Source organism: Pseudomonas sp. MWU12-2020, from assembly GCF_023100605.1.
Classification (GTDB): Bacteria; Pseudomonadota; Gammaproteobacteria; order Pseudomonadales; family Pseudomonadaceae; genus Aquipseudomonas; species Aquipseudomonas fluorescens_H.
Genome location: NZ_JALMEX010000003.1, coordinates 457124 through 476880, shown reverse-complemented (window position 1 = coordinate 476880; position 19757 = coordinate 457124). Strand labels below are relative to the sequence as shown.

General features: G+C 58.2%; 17 protein-coding genes. All 17 read right to left on the bottom strand.

Going from position 1 to position 19757, the window contains the following annotated elements; translation table 11 throughout:
• Positions 1–93 precede the first annotated feature (93 nt).
• The 17 genes from M0814_RS09580 to mtnA all read right to left on the bottom strand — a co-directional run bounded on the left by M0814_RS09580 (position 94) and on the right by mtnA (position 19750).
• On the bottom strand, positions 94–1110 hold the full coding sequence (locus M0814_RS09580) for a glycosyltransferase family 4 protein (RefSeq protein WP_103484375.1): 1017 nt from the start codon (positions 1108–1110) through the stop codon (positions 94–96).
• Positions 1107–2069: an SDR family oxidoreductase gene (locus M0814_RS09575; protein ID WP_103484376.1), complete on the bottom strand. Its 963-nt coding sequence runs from the start codon at positions 2067–2069 to the stop codon at positions 1107–1109. Before M0814_RS09575 ends, M0814_RS09580 begins: the two co-directional genes overlap by 4 nt.
• Complete coding sequence (locus tag M0814_RS09570) at positions 2066–2989, bottom strand: glycosyltransferase (protein WP_103484377.1); 924 nt, start codon at positions 2987–2989, stop codon at positions 2066–2068. Before M0814_RS09570 ends, M0814_RS09575 begins: the two co-directional genes overlap by 4 nt.
• 54 nt (positions 2990–3043) lie before the next feature.
• Positions 3044–3934 carry a glucose-1-phosphate thymidylyltransferase RfbA gene (gene rfbA, locus M0814_RS09565; RefSeq protein ID WP_103484378.1) on the bottom strand — a complete coding sequence of 297 codons (891 nt, stop codon included), beginning with the start codon at positions 3932–3934 and terminating at the stop codon, positions 3044–3046.
• Entirely contained in the window at positions 3931–4824 is an 894-nt protein-coding gene (rfbD, locus tag M0814_RS09560; RefSeq protein ID WP_103484379.1) for a dTDP-4-dehydrorhamnose reductase, read from the bottom strand. Before rfbD ends, rfbA begins: the two co-directional genes overlap by 4 nt.
• On the bottom strand, positions 4821–5897 hold the full coding sequence (gene rfbB, locus M0814_RS09555) for a dTDP-glucose 4,6-dehydratase (RefSeq protein WP_103484380.1): 1077 nt from the start codon (positions 5895–5897) through the stop codon (positions 4821–4823). The genes rfbD and rfbB overlap by 4 nt, the downstream gene beginning before the upstream one ends.
• A 223-nt stretch (positions 5898–6120) precedes the next feature.
• Positions 6121–6360 (bottom strand): lipopolysaccharide assembly protein LapA domain-containing protein, encoded by a 240-nt coding sequence (locus M0814_RS09550; protein WP_103484381.1) that lies wholly within the window; start codon positions 6358–6360, stop codon positions 6121–6123.
• A 27-nt stretch (positions 6361–6387) separates the two neighbouring features.
• Positions 6388–6684 (bottom strand): integration host factor subunit beta, encoded by a 297-nt coding sequence (ihfB, locus tag M0814_RS09545; protein ID WP_003189779.1) that lies wholly within the window; start codon positions 6682–6684, stop codon positions 6388–6390.
• 152 nt (positions 6685–6836) lie between these two features.
• Positions 6837–7115, bottom strand: a complete 279-nt coding sequence (locus M0814_RS09540) for a hypothetical protein (RefSeq protein WP_103484382.1) — start codon at positions 7113–7115, stop codon at positions 6837–6839.
• 211 nt (positions 7116–7326) lie between these two features.
• A complete protein-coding gene (rpsA, locus tag M0814_RS09535) occupies positions 7327–9015 on the bottom strand; it encodes a 30S ribosomal protein S1 (RefSeq protein WP_003226898.1) in 1689 nt (562 codons plus the stop codon).
• Positions 9016–9134: 119 nt separating this feature from the next.
• Positions 9135–9824 (bottom strand): (d)CMP kinase, encoded by a 690-nt coding sequence (cmk, locus tag M0814_RS09530; RefSeq protein WP_003226900.1) that lies wholly within the window; start codon positions 9822–9824, stop codon positions 9135–9137.
• The gene (locus tag M0814_RS09525) at positions 9821–12028 is read right to left on the bottom strand and encodes a bifunctional prephenate dehydrogenase/3-phosphoshikimate 1-carboxyvinyltransferase (RefSeq protein ID WP_247868477.1); all 2208 of its coding nucleotides are present in this window, start codon (positions 12026–12028) and stop codon (positions 9821–9823) included. The genes cmk and M0814_RS09525 overlap by 4 nt, the downstream gene beginning before the upstream one ends.
• Before the next feature lie 28 nt (positions 12029–12056).
• Positions 12057–13169, bottom strand: a complete 1113-nt coding sequence (gene hisC, locus M0814_RS09520; RefSeq protein WP_003226905.1) for a histidinol-phosphate transaminase — start codon at positions 13167–13169, stop codon at positions 12057–12059.
• Between the two features lie 12 nt (positions 13170–13181).
• Positions 13182–14276 carry a prephenate dehydratase gene (gene pheA, locus M0814_RS09515; protein WP_003226907.1) on the bottom strand — a complete coding sequence of 365 codons (1095 nt, stop codon included), beginning with the start codon at positions 14274–14276 and terminating at the stop codon, positions 13182–13184.
• Positions 14276–15361, bottom strand: coding sequence for a 3-phosphoserine/phosphohydroxythreonine transaminase (gene serC, locus M0814_RS09510; RefSeq protein ID WP_103484384.1), 1086 nt, complete (start codon positions 15359–15361; stop codon positions 14276–14278). Before serC ends, pheA begins: the two co-directional genes overlap by 1 nt.
• A gap of 231 nt (positions 15362–15592) precedes the next feature.
• A complete protein-coding gene (gene gyrA, locus M0814_RS09505) occupies positions 15593–18247 on the bottom strand; it encodes a DNA gyrase subunit A (RefSeq protein WP_103484385.1) in 2655 nt (884 codons plus the stop codon).
• Positions 18248–18673: 426 nt separating this feature from the next.
• Positions 18674–19750, bottom strand: a complete 1077-nt coding sequence (gene mtnA, locus M0814_RS09500; RefSeq protein WP_003226912.1) for an S-methyl-5-thioribose-1-phosphate isomerase — start codon at positions 19748–19750, stop codon at positions 18674–18676.
• Positions 19751–19757 lie beyond the last annotated feature (7 nt).

Here is a 19757-nt window from a genome sequence, read left to right as displayed (position 1 = left end):
TTATGTGGCAGTTTTTTGGAGCATTCTACAACTTGGCCTCTACGTCCAACAGAGCTGCAAGCTTCAGGCCATTACTTGATTCAGCGGTTCAGACTAGACCGCTTCGCGTCTTCCGGCTTTGAATTTGAAGGCCAGCGCCATCAGCGGAACGTAAGCCAGCACCAGCCCGGCAAGACCGTCCAGCATCCCCTTGGCGACCGCGAGTGCTAACGGCAGGAGCCAGACCAGATTTATGCACGCCACACCCATTGTCACAGTCCGGTGGCTGGAATACTGACGAGAGGCATACTGATAGGCATGACTGCGGTGGGCCTGATACACCTTCTCCTGACGGCACAAGCGCCTGAGCAACGTCAGCGTTGCGTCGACAATGAAAACACCGAGCAGTATCAGCCAGCTCCACAACAATTGCGGGGCTTGCCAACCCGCGTCAAGCGACAGCGCGCCCAGCATCAAGCCGAGAAAACCACTGCCGGCGTCCCCCATGAAGATGCGCGCCGGCGGGAAATTCCAGAGTAGAAAACCTCCCACCGCAGCCGCCAGCAACAGCGGACCGCCAATCAATGCCAGATGACCGGTCGACCAGGCGACGAGGCTGCCGCCCAGACAGACAAAGATCGCCTGCAAGCTGGCGAGACCATCGATACCGTCCATGAAGTTGTACAGGTTAAGCAGCCATACCAGGTAGAAGACCGCCAACACCTGCCCCAGCCAGCCGAGATCGACCAGCGTGCCGAACAGTTGTATCGGAGCGAGACCATGCAATCCGACCAAGACCCCGATGGCGGCGATGAAATGCCCCAGCAGACGCCACCGAGCCGCAATGTGCCCATGATCATCGGCAAACCCGATAATCGCCACCAACAGGCCCGCTCCCAGCAGCCCGAAAAGGCTTTGCGTGTCGACCAGCCCCAGAACGGACAGAATCGGCAAGCTCAAGGAAAACGTCAGCACAATCGCCACCCCGCCTCCCCGCGGGGTAGGAATCGAGTGCGAACTACGCTCGTTGGGAATGTCCATCAAACTTTTCGCCAGTGCGTAGCGGCGCAATATCAATGTCATGACCCATGACACAAGAAATGCTGCCAACAGCAGCCCGATAAGCATCATTTGTTTAAATTTTCCCGATAATGGTCGGCAGTCTGGCGCATGGCGCGAACCAGATTGACCGGCGGTCTCCATCCCAGCAACTGTTGATTTTTGCTGATATCGATCTGTAACGATCCGAGAACTCGGCTGGCGACATTCCGCTTACCCAGCATGCAAGCGCACAGCTTCAAAAGCCATTGCGGCAGTGGCAACAATCGAGGCCTTTTGCCTAAAGCGAGTGCGAGTTTTTTCAACAGGCGCGTCGTAGAAACATCATCGCCATCGCTGACCAGAAACGTCTGATCGGTCGCCGCAGGATGATCGATACAGGTCACCATCAGATCCACCAGATTGCCCAAAAACACAAGACTGCGCTGATTCTTTATGGCCCCCAGTGGCAGCGGTACACCCCTCTCGAGCCAGTTCAGCATACTCAGGAAATTCGCCTTGACCCCGGGACCGTACACCAGTGGCGGGCGAATAATGACGATCTCCATGCCGGTCGCATCACCGAGCTGGCGCAGTGCCTGCTCCGCCTCCCACTTGGAAACAGCGTAAGGATCATTCGGGCAAGGCTTGTCATCAGCCCTGAATGGTTTGCCCAAGGGGGTATGTTCACCGTTGACCTTGATCGAACTGATGAAAATGAACCGCTTGACCCCTGCTTTGGCCGCCTGACGGGCCAAATCGAGCGTGCCCTGCACATTGATCCTACGAAACTCTGCCAAGGCATCGGCTGCGATTTCGTTCATGACATGCACGCGAGCTGCGGCATGAACCACGACCTGAACCTGATCAAGCGCAGCAAGCCGCTGCCCGCCGGTCAATTCAAAGGACACGACGTCACACAAGCCATGCAAGCGCGTGGCCCCCCGTGCAGTCGCAATCGGGGCAAATCGCTTGTCGAGCAATAACCTGAACACCAGGGCCTCGCCGACCAACCCCGTTGCCCCGGTCACCAACACTTTAGGCGCAGTCATGTTGTTCTGTTTCCAATCAATGCGGTAGCCCAGCAAATACAAAAGAAAAAGATTTTGTCTCGCAAGCGCCGACGGCATTGCCAGGCACTGAACGACAGCTTGATCAGATGCCAGCGCCGCAAGGGTAACCAGCTTCTGACAAATGCGTTTTTATCCTGGCCGACCAGACTTGCAATCATCTGTACCTGACTGAACCACCAACCGCCATGAATGGTTTTGTAGCGGGCAATCAATGGACTCAATCCCTTGTTGGCACCTACCTGATTGCGTTCGTGCTGGCGATAGTCCATCGACGGCGTAGGATCGATGTACCAGTCAAAATCATGACTGCGGGCAAAGGCATAGCAATACCAGTCATGCAGGCTGACCCGCTGTAATGAATCCCAATGCACAATGACCGAGCTTTTGATGGCCTGGGCCAGACGCCGGGTCATCACATAAGTACAACCGGGACCGGCGGCCTCGAACAGGAAGTCCCATTTGACCTGAGGCTGCGCCTTGTTCAACACATGGGTCCTGCCATTCGGCCAAAACGCCGAAACATTACTGGAATAGGCATCACTGCGCTCACGCAGGAGGGATTCCGTGGCCCGTTGCAGCTTGTCCGCGTGCCAGCGATCATCCTGGTCGGCAAATGCAATAAAATCGCAATCGTCGAAATCGACGTCGCGTATCAGGCGAAAGAAATTCGCGGAGGCGCCGCCGAACCTGCCTGCAGAAGGCATGACAACGACGTCCGCATGCGTGGCGGCATAGGCAGCACACCACGATTCTGTGCCGTCGACTGACGGGTCAATACTGATGTAAACAGTAACGTCCACGGCGGACTGACCGAGGATCGTGGCCAACTGCTCTTCGATCCACTGCATGCCATTATAGGCAGCCAGCAAAACCGCAACCTTCGGATGTTTGACTGGCATACCGTTCCTGCATCTACCGGTTAAACGCGACTGATCGCGCGAATAGGCACGCAATCAGCGGGAAGGCGAATCCAGCAGTTTTTGCAGGTACTGGCCATAACCGGTCTTTTTCAACGCGTCGGCTTGAGCCGCGAGTTGCTCAGCGCTGATCCAACCGTTGTTGAAGGCGATCTCTTCCAGGCAAGCTACTTTCAGGCCCTGGCGCTGCTCAATGGTATGGACAAAGTGACTGGCTTCCAGCAGCGAATCATGTGTCCCGGTGTCCAGCCACGCGAAGCCGCGACCGAGCATTTCGACATTCAGTGTTTGCTTCTCGAGATAGGCGCGATTGACATCGGTGATTTCCAGCTCGCCACGCTCCGACGGCTTGATGGACTTGGCAATCTTGACAACTTCGTTGTCGTAGAAATACAGGCCGGTGACCGCGTAATTTGACTTCGGCCTTGCAGGCTTCTCTTCGATACTCAGAGCACGGCCGGTCTTGTCGAACTCGACAACGCCAAAACGTTCCGGATCCGAGACGTGATAGCCAAACACCGTAGCTCCCTGCTGCTGGGAACTGGCCGAACGCAGATTGTCGGAAAAATGCTGACCGTAAAAAATATTGTCGCCCAGAATCAGGCAGCACGGGTCAGAACCGATGAACTCTTCACCGATGATAAACGCTTGTGCCAAACCATCCGGGTTTGGTTGCTCGGCATAGGTCAGTTTGACGCCGTACAAACTGCCATCACCGAGCAATTTACGGAAACAGGGAAGGTCCTGCGGGGTGGAAATGATCAGAATTTCGCGCATGCCGGCAAGCATCAATACCGACAACGGATAAAAGATCATCGGCTTGTCGTAGATCGGCAACATCTGCTTCGAGACGCCAAGGGTCAACGGGTGCAGGCGCGTGCCCGAGCCACCAGCGAGAATGATGCCTTTACGATTTGTCGTGGTCATTTGTTCAGAACTTCCCTAAGCATTCGGGTTACACCACTTTGCCAATCCGGCAAGTGTAGAGAAAAATTGTCGCGCAGTTTTTGAGTATTCAGGCGTGAATTCAGCGGGCGACGTGCGGGTGTCGGATAAGCAGTGGTATCGATCGGATTCACGGCCTGTACGGCAAGCTGTTCGCCATTGGCTTTGGCAAAGGCGATCACATGGCTTGCATAGCCGTGCCATGACACTTCACCGCTGGCTGCCAGGTGATACAACCCGGATAACTCCGGATGCCGAAAGGCTTGACGTATGGCCAACGCGGTAACGTCCGCAATCAGATCTGCACCGGTTGGTGCACCGATCTGATCGGCGATTACGTTCAAGCTTTCGCGATCCGTGGCTAGACGCAACATAGTCTTGGCGAAGTTGTTGCCTCGGGCGCCATAGACCCAACTCGTGCGAAAGATCAAGTGCTTGCAGCCCGACGCGGTGATGAGCTGTTCGCCGGCCAGTTTGGTTGCACCATACTTGTTGACCGGCGCTACGCTATCCGTTTCCTGCCAGGGCAGCACACCTTGGCCGCTGAAAACATAGTCGGTCGAGTAATGAACCAACCAGGCGCCAAGGGCAGTAGCTTCTTCAGCCAGTACTCCGCTCGCATGAGCATTGACCCACTCTGCCAACTCGACTTCTGACTCGGCCTTGTCAACGGCGGTGTAAGCCGCTGCGTTGACAATGACATCAGGCTTTATCTGGCGGATCGTCGAACGCAAACCATCAAGATTCGACAAATCGCCACACAATCCATCAACCAAATGGCGATCCAGTGCAACCAGCTCGCCAAGCGGAGCCAGAGAGCGTTGCAGCTCCCAGCCAACCTGGCCGTTCTTACCCAGCAGGAGGATTTTCATGCCTTGTTCGAGCGATCCGCATAATTGTGATCAATCCACTCCTGGTAGCTGCCGCTCTTCACGTGAGCGACCCAATCAGTATTGTTCAAATACCATTCGACGGTCTTGCGGATACCGGTTTCGAAAGTTTCTTCTGGAGTCCAGCCCAACTCGCGCTGAATCTTGCTTGCATCGATCGCGTAGCGCTGGTCGTGACCAGGGCGGTCTTGCACGTAAGTGATCAGGCTCGCGTGCGGACGATGCGCAGAGTCTGGACGCAGTTCATCGAGGAGTGCGCAAAGTGTGTTCACAACTTCAATGTTCTGCTTTTCGTTATGGCCACCAATGTTGTAGGTCTCACCAATAACACCTTCGGTCACAACTTTATAAAGTGCACGGGCGTGGTCTTCGACATACAACCAGTCGCGAACCTGATTGCCTTTGCCATAAACCGGCAACGGCTTGCCTTCCAGCGCGTTGAGAATGATCAACGGGATTAATTTCTCGGGAAAATGGCAAGGGCCGTAGTTGTTCGAGCAGTTGGTAACCAACGTCGGTAGGCCATAAGTGCGAGCCCAGGCGCGAACAAGGTGATCGGAGCTGGCCTTGCTGGCCGAGTAAGGCGAGCTTGGCTGATACGGCGTAGTTTCGGTGAAGAGGTCCTCAGGACCTTCGAGATCCCCGTAAACTTCGTCAGTCGAAATATGATGGAAGCGGAAGTTGGCTTTACGCGCATCATCCAGCGCCGCCCAGTAGTGACGGGCAGCTTCCAGCAGAGTGTAAGTACCGATGATGTTGGTCTGAATGAACTCGGATGGACCGGTAATCGAGCGATCGACGTGAGATTCTGCGGCCAGATGCATGATGGCATCTGGTTGGTGTTCACGCAGAACACGATCGATCTGATCACGATCACAAATGTCGACGCGCTCGAACACGTAGCGCGAATCTCCGCTGACTTCCGCCAGCGACTCGAGGTTACCGGCATACGTCAGCTTGTCGACGTTGATCACCGCGTCGCTGGTATTGGAAATGATGTGACGGATGACTGCCGAGCCAATGAACCCGGCGCCGCCGGTAACTAGAATTTTCACGCGAAACCATACCCTTGAGCTGCGGACAGTGACCCCAGCGAGCACTGTCAATCCATGAATGCAGAAGCCATCAAACCTGAAGCTTCTGTCAGAGTCAGTCTGAATCGATGTTGGTAAAAGCCACTATCGAACAAGGGACGCATTTTACAGCTTAATCAATCTTTTACTAATGGATATAGGCAGGTAGAGGCGCAATTTCGACAGACGCCATGCAACTGTCGTTTCAGACAAGATGCTTGCGTGCTGCTCTGGACGAGCGCCCCAGAAACCAGCCAAATACCGGGCCGACAAGCATACCGATCAGCAATGCCAGCACTACAAGCAGAGACACTGGGAGTTGAGGACCCGCCCATCCCAAGAACAACAACGACACTGACTGTTGGTTCTCAAGCAAGAATGCGAGAATTGCCAATACAAGCAAAAGAATAAACACGCCAAGAAGTATGCGCTTGAGGTTACGCATGAGTAACTCCTTGAAAAATAGCGACTGTCAAACCCCCTCCTCCTCTTCCTCATTCACCCGGTCACGCAATTCCTTGCCCGGCTTGAAATGCGGAACGAACTTGCCGTCCAGACTGACCGACTGACCAGTCTTCGGATTGCGACCGACGCGCGGCGCACGATAGTGCAGAGAAAAGCTGCCAAACCCACGGATCTCGATGCGATCACCGGTAGCCAGGCACTGGGACATTTGTTCAAGCATGGTCTTGATGGCCAGCTCCACATCCTTGGATGAGAGTAGCCCTTGATGGGTGACAATTCGTTCGATCAACTCCGACTTCGTCATATTTTTCCCTTCTTTTTCAAGCAGCTAGATCAGCGCTTGAAAGGTTTTAGCACGCCCGGAAGAATTTGAACAGCCCAGGGATTGACATATCTTCCTTGGCGCCGAAACGCCTGTTTTCAGTGCACAAAAGCACAAGCGGAAGCAGCGCACACTCAACGGCACATCACGAGCATGGTTCGAGTGACGTAGCCTGCGGGATTGAAGCCAAACGGATATTCATCTTCATCCTTCGCCTGATCAGATCGGGTGATCACCCTGTAACTCGCCCCCTTGCACTCCTTCGCCGCGCGCCTTTGACATTTTTCCCACCCTGACCCCAGACCAGAGCAGTCAATTTCTATACCGCTGACACCTCGCACAGCATGAGTCTTGGCACTCGTGGTACAGCCAGCCAATACCAACAACGCCATCAAGACAATAAATCTGTTCATCCACTTCCTTATGCCAGGCAATGCCCGACTACTACACGACTAATACCCAGCTTAGTCGCGAATAGGCGATTGATCCGATTAAAGAAACAGACAACCAGGCAGGAGGATTGGTTTCACGACAAACCCGATGCAGCCCAAGCACCCTTCTCCACCAAATCGCAGGCACAAAAAAGGGCGACCGAAGTCGCCCTTTTTCATGATCAAGCAGAACTTAGTTCTGTTTGGCCATTGCTTGACGCAGCAGTGCAGCCATAGTGGTGTCTGCTTCGCCTTCAGCTGCCGGAGCCGATTTCAGGCTCTGGATAGCTTCTTTCTCTTCAGCATCGTCTTTCGACTTGATCGAGAGCTGGATTACGCGGCTCTTGCGATCAACGCTGATGATCTTGGCTTCAACTTCCTGGCCTTCTTTCAGAACGTTGCGCGCGTCTTCAACGCGGTCACGGCTGATTTCGGAGGCTTTCAGGGTCGCTTCGATGTCGTCAGCCAGAACGATGATGGCGCCTTTGGCGTCAACTTCTTTCACGGTGCCAGTAACGATAGCGCCTTTGTCGTTAACCGAGACGTACTCGGAGAACGGATCGCTTTCCAGTTGCTTGATGCCCAGGGAGATGCGCTCGCGCTCTGGGTCAACCGACAGGATGACGGTATCCAGCTCGTCGCCCTTCTTGAAACGACGTACGGCTTCTTCGCCCACTTCGTTCCAGGAGATGTCGGACAGGTGAACCAGACCGTCGATGCCGCCGTCCAGACCAATGAAGATACCGAAATCGGTGATCGACTTGATGGTGCCGGAGATCTTGTCGCCCTTGTTGAACTGGCCAGAGAAGTCTTCCCATGGGTTCGACTTGCACTGCTTGATGCCCAGGGAGATACGACGACGCTCTTCGTCGATGTCCAGAACCATGACTTCCACTTCGTCGCCGACTTGTACGACTTTCGAAGGGTGGATGTTCTTGTTGGTCCAGTCCATTTCCGAAACGTGTACCAGACCTTCAACGCCTTCTTCCAGCTCAGCGAAGCAGCCGTAGTCGGTCAGGTTGGTTACACGAGCGGTAACGCGAGTGCTTTCTGGGTAACGGGCTTTGATAGCAACCCATGGATCTTCGCCCAGTTGCTTCAGGCCCAGGGAAACACGGTTGCGTTCGCGATCGTATTTCAGAACCTTGACGTCGATTTCGTCACCAACGTTGACGATCTCGGAAGGATGCTTGATGCGCTTCCAGGCCATGTCGGTGATGTGCAGCAGGCCGTCCACGCCACCCAGATCGACGAATGCGCCGTAATCGGTGAGGTTTTTGACGATACCTTTGACTTGCTGGCCTTCCTGCAGGGATTCCAGCAGAGCTTCACGCTCGGCGGAGTTCTCGGCTTCCAGGACGCTGCGACGGGAAACGACAACGTTGTTGCGCTTCTGGTCCAGCTTGATGACCTTGAATTCCAGCTCTTTGCCTTCCAGGTGCGTGGTGTCGCGCACTGGACGGACGTCAACCAGGGAACCTGGCAGGAACGCACGGATGCCGTTAACGTCGACAGTGAAGCCGCCTTTAACCTTACCGTTGATAACGCCCTTGACCACTTCCTCAGCTGCGAAGGCTGCTTCCAGAACGATCCAGCATTCAGCGCGCTTGGCTTTTTCACGGGACAGCTTGGTTTCACCGAAACCGTCTTCAACCGAATCCAGAGCAACGTGAACTTCGTCACCGACATTGATAGTCAGGTCACCAGCATCGTTGTAGAACTGTTCCAGCGGGATGAGTGCTTCAGACTTCAGACCAGCGTGAACGGTTACCCAGCGAGCCTGGTAATCGATATCAACGATAACACCGGTGATGATGGAGCCTGCCTGAAGGTTCAGGGTCTTTAGGCTTTCTTCAAAGAGTTCCGCAAAGCTTTCGCTCATTTTAATTCCTGTAGATGAGGGCGAAGAATACGCCCATCTCCACACCCCAGACGGCGTGGGTTAGTTTCATTTAAAAGAAGCGCTGCAGGACTATGACTGGTCCCCTGCGGCCTTCTTGGTCACCCGGCGATATCGCGAATGGCGATCTCGCTCATGATGCGTTCAAGCACCTGATCGATGGACAACTCCGTGGAATCCAGCTGTATCGCGTCTGCCGCCGGTTTGAGCGGGGCTACTGCGCGCTGGGTATCACGCTCGTCGCGTGCACGGATCTCATCTAGCAGACTCGACAGACTAACACCCTCGACTTTGCCCTTCAACTGCAAATATCGGCGGCGCGCCCGTTCCTCGGCACTGGCGGTGAGGAAAATCTTCAACGGTGCATCAGGAAAAACCACTGTGCCCATGTCGCGACCATCGGCCACCAGGCCCGGCACCTCCTGAAAAGCACGCTGGCGCTGCAGCAGCGCCTCGCGGACTGCCGGCAATGCAGCCACCTGAGAAGCACCGGAACCGACGCTTTCAGTGCGGATGACATCGCTGACTTCATCACCTTCCAGAATGATGCGCTGCAGCTGACCGTCGGTCGCCGCGATGAACTGCACATCCAGATGAGCGGCCAGTTTCTTCAGCAGCTCTTCATTGGTCAGGTCGACACCATGATTGTGCGCAGCGAACGCCAGCAGGCGATAAAGCGCACCGGAATCCAGCAGGTTCCAGCCCAGACGCTTGGCCAGAATCCCGGCGACCGTGCCTTTGCCCGAACCGCTTGGCCCATCGATGGTTATGACCGGTGCAATGTTTTTCACGACTGAGCCTCTTGAGCCACACGAATGCCGACCTGCGCGCACAGCGCGAGGAAGTTCGGGAACGACGTCGCGACGTTGGCGCAATCATGGATGCGGATCGGGGCAGTGGCGCGCAGCGAAGCGACGCTGAAAGCCATGGCGATACGGTGATCACCATGACCATGCACTTCGCCACCACCGATCTGGCCGCCATCAATGATGATGCCGTCCGGGGTCGGCTGGCACTTGACGCCCAGCGCCAGCAAGCCGTCCGCCATGACTTGAATACGATCCGATTCCTTGACGCGCAGCTCTTCGGCACCGGTCAGCACGGTACGGCCTTCGGCGCAGGCCGCCGCCACGAACAGCACCGGGAATTCGTCGATGGCCAGTGGTACCAGCGCTTCCGGAATCTCGATACCTTTCAGTTTAGCCGCTCGCACGCGCAGGTCAGCTACAGGTTCGCCGCCGACTTCACGTTGGTTTTCCAGGGTGATATCAGCGCCCATCAGGCGCAGGATGTCGATCACACCGGTACGGGTCGGGTTGATGCCGACGTGTTCCAGCACCAGCTCGGAGCCTTCGGCGATCGAGGCCGCCACCAGGAAGAACGCCGACGACGAGATGTCGCCCGGCACTTCGATGTGGGTCGCGGTCAGCTTGCCGCCGGATTCGACCGACGCCGTGGCGCCATCGACGCTTACCGGATAGCCGAAACCACGCAGCATGCGCTCGGTGTGGTCGCGGGTCGGCGCCGGTTCAGTGACGGTGGTCTTGCCTTCGGCGTACAGACCCGCCAGCAGCAGACAGGACTTCACCTGAGCACTGGCCATCGGCATGGTGTAGGTCAGCCCCTTGAGCTTGTGACCGCCACGAATGGTCATCGGCGGACGACCTTCGGCAGCGGTTTCGATCACGGCGCCCATTTCACGCAGCGGATTGGCCACGCGATTCATCGGACGCTTGGACAGCGACGCATCACCGGTCAGGGTGCTGTCGAAGTTCTGCGCCGCCAGCAGGCCGGACAACAGACGCATCGAAGTGCCGGAGTTGCCCAGATAGATCGGACCCGGTGCCGGCTTCAAGCCATGCAGGCCGACACCGTGAATGGTCACGCGACCGTGGTGCGGGCCTTCGATGACCACGCCCATGTCGCGAAAAGCCTGCAAGGTCGCCAGGGCATCTTCGCCCTCGAGGAACCCTTCAACCTCGGTCACGCCTTCGGCCAGCGAGCCGAGCATGATCGAACGGTGGGAAATCGATTTGTCACCTGGTACGCGAATCCGACCGGACAGGCGGCCACCAGGTTGAGCCAGGAAAATCAGATCGTTGGAATTCATAGCGTCCACATAGGCCCTGCGGGCCAGGATTTTACTGAAATGCTCGCGGGCAACCCGGGCGCGCGTGAAGACGCCCAACAATTGGTGCCCATCCCCTGCATCGACCGCGTCGCGCAAGGCGTCGAGGTCGCTGCGAAATGTATCGAGTGTGCGCAGGACAGCCTCGCGGTTGGCGAGGAAGATGTCGTGCCACATCACCGGGTCGCTTCCGGCGATTCTTGTGAAATCGCGGAAACCGCCCGCAGCGTAACGGAAGATCTCAAGGTTTTCATTGCGTTTGGCCAACGAGTCGACCAGACCGAAGGCCAGCAGGTGCGGCAGATGACTGGTCGCGGCCAACACTTCATCGTGGCGCTCGACCTGCATGTGCTCGACGTCGGCACCCAGTTCGCGCCACAAGCGATCGACCACCGCCAGTGCGGCCGGGTCGGTTTGCTCGAGCGGCGTCAGAATCACTTTGTGCCGACGGAACAGCTCGGCATTGGAAGCTTCAACCCCACTCTGCTCGGAACCGGCAATCGGATGCCCCGGGACGAAACGCGCCGGCATGCCGCCGAACGCCTCGGTCGCCGCGCGCACCACATTGCCCTTGGCGCTGCCGACATCGGTCAGAATCGCCTGACCCAGATCGACGCTCGCCAGACGGGCCAGCACCTTCTCCATGGCCAGAATCGGCACCGCCAGTTGAATCACGTCGGCGCCCTGACACGCTGAGATCAGGTCATCCTCGCAACGATCCACCACGCCCAACTCGACCGCCAGCTTGCGCGATTGCGGGTCGAGATCGACCCCGACCACCTCACGGCAGATACCGCTTTCACGCAAACCTTTGGCAAACGAACCACCGATCAATCCCAGACCGACGACCACAAGGCGACCGATCATAGGTGCAGCAGATTGCAGAGCAGTGACATCACCCACGAGCCAGAACCTTACGCAGCGCTTCGAGGAAGCGGCTGTTTTCCGCCGGCAGACCGATGGTCACCCGCAGGTGGTTCGGCATGCCGTAATTGGCCACCGGACGCACGATCACGCCTTCACGCAGCAGGCCCTGGAAAATCGGCGCTGCCACCTGACCGAGGTCGACACAAATAAAGTTGCCTTTGGACTCGATCCAGCTCAGACCCAACTCACGGAAACCATCCTGCAACTGCTGCATGCCGGATTCGTTGAGCTGACGGCTTTGCGCCAGATACTCCTCGTCCTTCAACGCCGCACAGGCCGCGGCCAGGGCCAGACTGTTGACGTTGAACGGCTGGCGCACGCGGTTCAGCACGTCCGCCACCACCGCAGTGGACAGGCCATAACCTACGCGCAGCGCCGCCAGACCGTAGGCCTTGGAGAACGTGCGCGATACCAGCAGATTCGGGTACGCCGCGAGGAAGTCCAGACCGTCTGGCAGATCGCTGCCTTCGGCGTATTCGATGTACGCCTCGTCCAGCACCACCAGCACGTGCTCCGGCACGTCCTGCAGGAACTCGTCCAGCGCTTCGGCGCCGAACCAGGTGCCGGTCGGGTTGTTTGGATTGGCAATGAATACCACGCGAGTGTTGGCGTCGATGGCCGCGAGCATCGCAGGCAGGTCATGCCCCCAATCCTTGGCCGGAACCACTTTGGCCTGCGCGCCGACCGCCTGAGTGGCAATCGGATACACCGCAAACGCATGCTCACTGAACACGGCGTTGAGGCCCGGCGCCAGATAGGCGCGCGCTACCAGCTCAAGAATGTCGTTGGAGCCGTTGCCCAGGGTCACCTGATTCAGCTCGACACGGCACTGCTCGGCCAGCAGCGATTTCAGCGCAAAGCCGTTGCCGTCCGGATAACGGGTCAGCTCGGCCAGCTCTTCGCGAATCGCTGCCAGCGCTTTCGGGCTGGCGCCCAACGGGTTTTCATTGCTCGCCAGTTTGACGATTTTCGCCGGATCCAGATCCAGCTCGCGCGCCAGTTCGTCCACAGGCTTGCCCGGAACGTACGGCGAAAGTTGTTGCACGCCCGGCTGTGCCAGAGCGAGGAAGTTGCCACTCATTTGCTACCGCCCTTAGAGAACTGCTTTCGGGTAGGAACCCAGCACTTTGAGTGCTACTGCTTCCTGACTGATCTTTTCCAGCACGCCCTTGATCAACGGATCACGGTGGTGGCCGACGAAGTCGATGAAGAACACGTAAGTCCATTTGCCGCTGCGCGACGGACGGGTTTCGATCCGGGTCAGGTCAATCCCGTTGTCATGGAACGGCACCAGCAGCTCATGCAGCGCACCGGGCTTGTTGCTCATCGAGACGATGATCGAGGTCTTGTCGTCGCCGGTCGGCGGCACTTCCTGGTTACCGATCATCAGGAAGCGCGTCGAGTTGTCCGGACGGTCTTCGATCTTCTCGGCCAGACGGGTCAGGCCATACAGGCCTGCCGCCATGTCGCCGGCAATCGCCGCCGAGTTCCACTCACCCTTGACCCGCTTGGCCGCTTCGGCGTTGCTCGATACTGCCACGCGCTCGACATTCGGGTAATGCGCGTCCAGCCACTTGCGACACTGGGCCAGCGATTGCGCATGGGAGTAGATGCGACTGATGCTGTCAGTCTTGGTGTTTTCACCGACCAGCAAATGATGGTGAATGCGCAGCTCGACTTCGCCGCAGATCACCATGTCGTGTTCAAGGAAGCTGTCGAGGGTGTGGTTGACCGCGCCTTCGGTGGAGTTTTCCACCGGCACCACGCCAAAGTTCACCGCCCCCGCCGCCACTTCACGGAACACTTCGTCGATCGCCGCCATCGGCTTGCTGATCACCGCGTGACCGAAGTGCTTCATGGCCGCCGCTTGGGTAAAGGTGCCTTCAGGGCCGAGGTAAGCCACTTTCAGCGGCTGCTCGAGCGCCAGGCACGAAGACATGATTTCGCGGAACAACCGCGCCATCTCTTCGTTACCCAGCGGCCCCTGATTGCGCTCCATCACGCGCTTGAGCACCTGAGCTTCACGCTCGGGACGATAGAACACCGGCACTTCGCCTTCGGCCAGCGAGGCCATCTTTACTCGCGCGACTTCCTGGGCGCAGCGGGCACGCTCGCTGATCAGCTCGAGGACCTTGCTGTCCAGAGCATCGATGCGAACGCGCAGTGCCTTGAGTTCTTGCTCGGACATCAGCCGTGTTCCTTCTCGAATTCAGCCATGTACGCCACCAGCGCATTGACGGCGGTGATGTCGACGGCGTTGTAGATGGAGGCGCGCATACCGCCCACGGAGCGGTGGCCCTTGAGGTTGAGCAAGCCGCGCGCGTCGGCACCGGCCAGGAACGGCTTGTCCAGACGATCGTCAGCCAGACGGAACGGCACGTTCATCCACGAGCGATCCGACTTGTTGATCGGGTTGCTGTAGAGACCGCTGGCATCGATGAAGTCGTACAGCGTGCGCTGCTTGACGTCATTGAGTTTGGCGATCGCTTCGACGCCGCCCTGCTCCTTCAGCCACTGGAATACCAGGCCGGACAGGTACCAGGCCAGGGTCGGCGGGGTGTTGTACATCGAGCCGTTATCGGCCGCGACCTTGTAGTTGAGCATGGTCGGGCACAGCGAACGCGCCTTGCCCAGCAGGTCTTCGCGGATGATGTTGACGACGATGCCGCTCGGGCCGATGTTCTTCTGCGCGCCGGCGTAGATCATGCCGAATCGCGAGATATCGACCGGACGCGAGAGAATGTCCGACGACATGTCGGCCACCAGCGGTACGTCGCCGGTTTCCGGGATCCACTGGAATTCCAGACCACCGATGGTTTCGTTCGGCGCGTAGTGAACGTAAGCGGCGTCTTTCGACAGGCTCCACTCGTTCTGGCCCGGAATGGCGAAATAGTCATAAGGCTTGGCGGTGGCGGCAACGTTGACGTGGCCGTAGCGCGAGGCTTCTTCGATGGCTTTCTGCGACCAGATACCGGTGTCGATATAGTCGGCGCTGCCGTTTTCCGGCAACAGATTCAGCGGGATCTGCGCAAACTGCTGGCTGGCGCCACCTTGCAGAAACAGCACTTTATAGTTCGACGGGATATTCAGCAGGTCACGCAGGTCCTGCTCGGCCTGGGTGGCAATGGACACGAACTCATCACTGCGATGGCTCATTTCCATGACCGACAGCCCCTTGCCGTGCCAATCAAGGAGTTCACCCTGGGCACGTTGCAGTACAGCTTCAGGAAGCGCCGCAGGACCGGCACAGAAGTTATAGGCTCGCTTGCTCACATCCAATCTCGCTCTGATTTGGTGGTATCACGCAATAAATCACACTACCGATCAACACAGCCCTGTGGGAGCGAGCCTGCTCGCGAATGCATCACCGCGGTGCGTCAGAGGTACCGCAGCGTCTGTATTCGCGAGCAGGCTCGCTCCCACAGGGGATCTCCATGATGTCGATGTTTCATACCGGACAAATAACAAGGGGGCGAATTTTCATCCGCCCCCTCGCTTGTCCGCTTATTCCTGCGGCTCTTCGTCAGCTGCGGCATCGAGTTGCTGGTCCTCGGCAACGTCGTCGATCACGACATCCCCCTCGAACACGGCACCCTCTTCACCTTCCAGCTCTTCGCCTTCGACTTCCGATGGCTCCTGAACCCGCTCCAGACCGACCAGGGTTTCATCCTTGGCCAGTTTGATCAGGGTCACGCCCTGGGTGTTACGACCCAGGCTCGACACTTCGTCGACACGGGTACGCACCAGAGTGCCCTGATCGGAGATCAGCATGATTTCTTCGCCATCGAGCACCTGCACCGCACCGACCAGACGGCCGTTACGCTCGTTGCTGACCATGGCGATCACGCCCTGGCCGCCACGCTTGTACTCAGGGAACTCGGTGATCGCGGTGCGCTTGCCATAACCACGCTCGGAAGCGGTGAGGATCTGGCTGCCTTCTTCCGGGATCAGCATCGAAATCAGCTTCTGCCCTTCCGGCAGACGCATGCCGCGCACACCGCGGGCGGTTCGGCCCATGGCACGTACATCGGACTCTTTGAAGCGCGTCACTTTGCCGCCGTCGGAGAACAGCATCACTTCGCGCTCGCCATCGGTGATGGCCGCGGAGATCAGCACGTCGCCTTCGTCCAGCTCCAGCGCGATCAGACCGACGCTGCGCTGACGGCTGAAGGATTCCAGCGGGGTCTTCTTGACGGTGCCGTTGGCGGTCGCCATGAAGATGAAGTGACCTTCGGTGTATTCCTCGACCGGCAGCATGGTGGTGATGTATTCACCGTCATCCAGCGGCAGCAGGTTGACCAGCGGACGACCACGGGCGGCGCGGGACGCTTCCGGAATTTCGTAAGTCTTCAGCCAGTACACCTTGCCCTTGCTGGAGAACAGCAGCAGCGTGGTGTGGCTGTTGGCGACCAGCAGGTGAGCGATGTAGTCCTCATCCTTGACGCCGGTCGCCGATTTGCCTTTACCGCCACGACGCTGAGCCTGGTACGCAGCCAGCGGCTGGGTCTTGGCGTAGCCACCGTGGGAGATGGTCACGACGCGCTCTTCTTCCGGAATCATGTCACCCAGGGTCAGATCGAGGCGCGCATCGAGAATCTCGGTGCGACGCACGTCGCCGTATTCGGCACGGATCACTTCCAGCTCTTCGCGGATCACTTCCATCAGGCGCACGGCGCTGTTGAGGATGCGGATCAGCTCGCCGATCTGGTTAAGGATCTCTTGATACTCGGCCAGCAGCTTCTCGTGCTCCAGACCGGTCAGGCGGTGCAGACGCAGTTCCAGAATGGCTTGCGCCTGTTCTGGCGACAGGAAGTACTTGCCTTCGCGCAGACCGTATTGCGGGTCGAGGTTTTCCGGACGGCACGAATCGGCACCGGCACGCTCCACCATCGCCACCACCGCCGAGGACTCCCAAGGCGTGCTGACCAGCGCTTCCTTGGCTTCCGACGGGGTCGGCGACGCCTTGATCAGGGCGATCACCGGGTCGATGTTCGACAGGGCAACGGCCTGACCTTCGAGGATGTGACCACGCTCGCGGGCCTTGCGCAGCTCGAACACGGTACGACGGGTGACGACTTCGCGACGGTGACGGACGAAGGCTTCCAGCAGATCCTTGAGGTTCAGGATACGTGGACGACCGTCGATCAGCGCGACGATGTTGATGCCGAATACCGATTGCAGCTGGGTCTGGGCGTAAAGGTTGTTGAGGATCACCTCAGGCACTTCGCCGCGACGCAGTTCGATCACGACGCGCATACCGTCCTTGTCGGACTCGTCGCGCAGCTCGGTGATGCCTTCGAGTTTCTTCTCTTTTACCAGTTCGGCGATCTTCTCGATCAGACGCGCCTTGTTCAGCTGGTAAGGGAGTTCGGTAATGACGATCTGCTGACGGCCACCGACCTTGTCGATGTCTTCGATGATCGAGCGGGCACGCATGTAAATGCGGCCGCGACCGGTGCGATAGGCTTCGATGATGCCGGCGCGACCGTTGATGATCGCGGCAGTCGGGAAGTCCGGACCGGGGATGTACTGCATCAGCTCATCGACGGTCAGCTCAGGGTTGTCGATAAGGGCCAGGCAACCGTCGATGACTTCACCGAGGTTGTGCGGCGGAATGTTGGTCGCCATGCCCACGGCGATACCGCTGGAGCCGTTGACCAGCAAGTTGGGGATGCGCGTCGGCATCACCGCCGGGATCATTTCGGTGCCGTCGTAGTTCGGCACCCAGTCCACGGTTTCCTTGTGCAGGTCGGCCAGCAGCTCGTGCGCCAGCTTGGTCATGCGCACTTCGGTGTATCGCATGGCCGCGGCGTTGTCGCCGTCGACCGAACCGAAGTTGCCCTGACCGTCAACCAGCAGGTAGCGCAGGGAGAAAGGCTGAGCCATGCGGACGATGGTGTCGTACACCGCGGTATCACCGTGCGGGTGATACTTACCGATTACGTCACCGACAACACGGGCAGATTTCTTGTACGGCTTGTTGAAGTCGTTGCCCAGCTCGCTCATCGCGAACAGTACGCGACGGTGCACGGGCTTGAGGCCATCGCGCGCATCCGGCAGTGCACGGCCGACGATTACGCTCATCGCGTAGTCGAGATAGGACTGTTTCAGCTCGTCTTCGATATTGACCGGGAGGATTTCTTTGGCCAGTTCGCCCATGAGAAGCCTGATTCCTTTTTCTGGTGAAACTTCGTCATATCCATATGGGATGTACGAAGCTCGTCGGGGCAGGCTGAGTGCCATGCGCCGACTTACGACAAATCAACAATTCGGACCGTGGATTTGCGCAGTAAAGACAGCTCCGTGAAGCTGCCTCGGAAAACGCCGGATGTTATCACAAGAGCCGCCACGCACCTATCCCCCAGATGCGCATGGATCATAGTTAGTTGACCGATGACAGGCGTAAAGGGGACGAGAGAGGCTCAGAGCTTCTTTGAATGCAGATTTGGGGCTTGATTTGGAGATGTTTATTGACTTTGATGGCCCCATCGCGAGCAGGCTCACTCCTACAGGGTTTGCGTTCGACACCAATCAATGTAGGAGCCAGCCTGCTGGCGATGGCGTCCTTTCAGACGCCACAGGCCATCAATGCAGGCGCTTGCGGCACATCAACTGAGCCATCTTCGCCGTATCCGGTCGCTCGACGATGCCCTTCTCGGTAACGATCGCATCGATCAGATCCGCCGGCGTCACGTCGAACACCGGGTTGAACGCCTCGACGTCCGCTCCCACGCGCTTGCCACCGACTTCCAGCAGCTCGGCGCCGTCACGCTCCTCGATCGGGATGTCGTCGCCACTGGCCAGATGCATGTCGATGGTCGAACTCGGCGCCACCACCATGAAACGCACGCCGTGGTGCATGGCGTTGACCGCCAGTTGATAGGTGCCGATCTTGTTCGCCACGTCGCCATTGGCGGTGATGCGGTCAGCGCCGACGATCACCCAGGTCACGCCCTTGGTTTTCATGATGTGCGCAGCAGCCGAATCGGCATTGAGCGTTACCGGGATGCCTTCGTTCGCCAACTCCCACGCGGTCAGGCGCGAGCCCTGCAGCCATGGCCGGGTTTCATCGGCATAAACCCGCTCGACCATGCCTTCCAGGTACGCCGCACGAATCACTCCCAGCGCGGTACCGAAACCGCCAGTGGCCAGGGCGCCGGTATTGCAGTGGGTGAGAATCGCCTGGGCATTGCCCTGATGTTTGCGGATCAGGTCGACGCCGAGCTGAGCCATGGTCAGGTTGGCTTCGCGATCACTTTCATGAATGGCGATGGCCTCGGCTTCCAGCGCCGCCAGCGGATCGGCATTGTCCTTCAGGCGATCCAGTCGATCGTGCATGCGATTGAGCGCCCAGAACAGATTGACCGCCGTCGGGCGGGAATCGGCCAGCAGCGCGAAATCCTCCTCCAGCGCCGCGTACCAGTCACCGCCCTCGGCCACCCGGGCACGGGCCGCCAGCACAATGCCATAAGCCGCACTGATGCCGATGGCCGGCGCGCCACGCACCACCATCGAGCGAATGGCCTCAGCCACGCCGGCGGCGCTGGTGTAGGCAATCCAGGTTTCCTCGAACGGCAAAATACGCTGATCCAGCAGGTAAAGCGCGCCGTCACGCCAATCGATGGCCTTTACTTTCTCCGCAGCCAACAGTCGATCGCGCATCCCTCAC

Coding starts and splice junctions, on each gene's coding strand:
- M0814_RS09580 (WP_103484375.1), bottom strand. CDS start 1,110: ATGATGCTTATCGGGCTGCTGTTGGCAGCATTTCTTGTGTCATGGGTC.
- M0814_RS09575 (WP_103484376.1), bottom strand. CDS start 2,069: ATGACTGCGCCTAAAGTGTTGGTGACCGGGGCAACGGGGTTGGTCGGC.
- M0814_RS09570 (WP_103484377.1), bottom strand. CDS start 2,989: ATGCCAGTCAAACATCCGAAGGTTGCGGTTTTGCTGGCTGCCTATAAT.
- rfbA (WP_103484378.1), bottom strand. CDS start 3,934: ATGACCACGACAAATCGTAAAGGCATCATTCTCGCTGGTGGCTCGGGC.
- rfbD (WP_103484379.1), bottom strand. CDS start 4,824: ATGAAAATCCTCCTGCTGGGTAAGAACGGCCAGGTTGGCTGGGAGCTG.
- M0814_RS09550 (WP_103484381.1), bottom strand. CDS start 6,360: ATGCGTAACCTCAAGCGCATACTTCTTGGCGTGTTTATTCTTTTGCTT.
- ihfB (WP_003189779.1), bottom strand. CDS start 6,684: ATGACGAAGTCGGAGTTGATCGAACGAATTGTCACCCATCAAGGGCTA.
- M0814_RS09540 (WP_103484382.1), bottom strand. CDS start 7,115: ATGAACAGATTTATTGTCTTGATGGCGTTGTTGGTATTGGCTGGCTGT.
- rpsA (WP_003226898.1), bottom strand. CDS start 9,015: ATGAGCGAAAGCTTTGCGGAACTCTTTGAAGAAAGCCTAAAGACCCTG.
- M0814_RS09525 (WP_247868477.1), bottom strand. CDS start 12,028: ATGATCGGTCGCCTTGTGGTCGTCGGTCTGGGATTGATCGGTGGTTCG.
- hisC (WP_003226905.1), bottom strand. CDS start 13,169: ATGAGTGGCAACTTCCTCGCTCTGGCACAGCCGGGCGTGCAACAACTT.
- pheA (WP_003226907.1), bottom strand. CDS start 14,276: ATGTCCGAGCAAGAACTCAAGGCACTGCGCGTTCGCATCGATGCTCTG.
- gyrA (WP_103484385.1), bottom strand. CDS start 18,247: ATGGGCGAACTGGCCAAAGAAATCCTCCCGGTCAATATCGAAGACGAG.
- mtnA (WP_003226912.1), bottom strand. CDS start 19,750: ATGCGCGATCGACTGTTGGCTGCGGAGAAAGTAAAGGCCATCGATTGG.